The organism is Pseudomonas sp. (genome assembly GCF_037994325.1).
Taxonomy (GTDB): Bacteria; Pseudomonadota; Gammaproteobacteria; order Pseudomonadales; family Pseudomonadaceae; genus Aquipseudomonas.
Map to the genome: position 1 here is coordinate 1 of NZ_JBBNAH010000364.1, position 1,278 is coordinate 1,278.

The window sequence follows — 1,278 nt, forward strand, 5'->3', positions numbered from 1 at the left end:
CCAGCCACGTCTGAAGATTCTTGATGTGCTGTGTGATTGCAGTGAAGTTGGCCAAGCCATCACCTTGCAAGATATCCACACACGCCTATTGAGCGCCCAGGTGCCGATTTCTCAGCTATGCCTAAGCCAGGCCCTGCGCCGTATGTGGCAAGGTGGTTTGGTGTGGCGTAACGATGAACAGGGGTATGCGTTGGTGCCTGGTGTGTTGGATATGGCCGAGCAGCGTCGCGCCGGCTGACCTTTTTTTGCCGCCCAATCGTAGGTTCGGTTGAGCGCAGCGAAACCCAACAATCCAACGCAATAAAAAAGGGGGATGCCATTGGCATCCCCCTTTTCACTTCAGCGTGAAGGCTTAGACGAGCGGTTTGCTCTCGTCTTTGTCTTCTTCTTTCTCGGCTTTCTCGGCGACTTCTGCCACTGCGATGGGTTGCTCGCTAGCAGTTTCTTCGCGGGCTTCTTCAACGATTACTGCAGGCTCAGCCACATGCACTGGAGCGGGTTCAGCCGACTCTTCCTGCTTGGCCTGCTCAGCTTCAACGCTGTGCTCAACATCAGCAGCGGCGTGGGCCGCGACGCCCAGAGGCTCTGCAGCCGCAACCGCTTCAACCACAGCGGCGGAGGCTTCTTCAGCTTCCTTGGCCAGACGCTCGGCTTCACGCTGACGGCGACGCACTTCACGTGGGTCGTTTGGTGCGCGGCCATTGCTGGCAACCACCGGAGCAGCTTCAACAACTTCTGCCACAACAACCACTTCAGCCACTTCTACCGCAGGTTCCGCAGCCGGTTCGGCGGCGACTGGTGCTGCTTCTGCTACCGCGGTTTCAGCGGCTGGCGCTGCAACCGGTGCAGCTTCGACCACCGCAGGCGCTTCAACGGCCGGAGCCGGTTCTGCAACGACCGGGGTTTCAACCACGTTAGCGTTGGCAGCTGGCGCTTCTACGGGGGCGGCTTCAACAGCAGCGGCAGCTTCAACCGCAGCAGCCTCAACCACATTGGCTTCAACAGTGTTGGCTTCAACCACAGCAACGGGCTCGCTGCGTTCGGCGCTTGGCGCTTCAGCAGTTTCGCTCGCTGGGGCCTGGTGCTCAGCAACAATTTCGCTGACCACGGTGGCAGCCGTTGCGGCTACAGCAGTGGCGACCGCGGCATTGCCGGTGTCTTCGCTGCCCGCTTCTTCGGAGCCTGCTTCTTCGCTGCCTTCGATGATGTTGCCGTTGGCATCACGCTGACGCTCACGACGGTTGCTGCGACGGCGCTGACCACGGGAACGACGACGTG

The 1,278-nt window shown here is 60.3% G+C and carries 2 pseudogenes; one reads left to right on the top strand and one right to left on the bottom strand.

Annotated elements, in window-relative coordinates:
* Positions 1-238: pseudogene (locus AAAB16_RS12410) on the top strand (hypothetical protein); the annotation flags it as partial.
* A gap of 114 nt (positions 239-352) precedes the next feature.
* On the opposite strand, the pseudogene AAAB16_RS12415 reads toward AAAB16_RS12410, so the two are convergent.
* Positions 353-1,278 (bottom strand): annotated as a pseudogene (locus AAAB16_RS12415) (ribonuclease E); the annotation flags it as partial.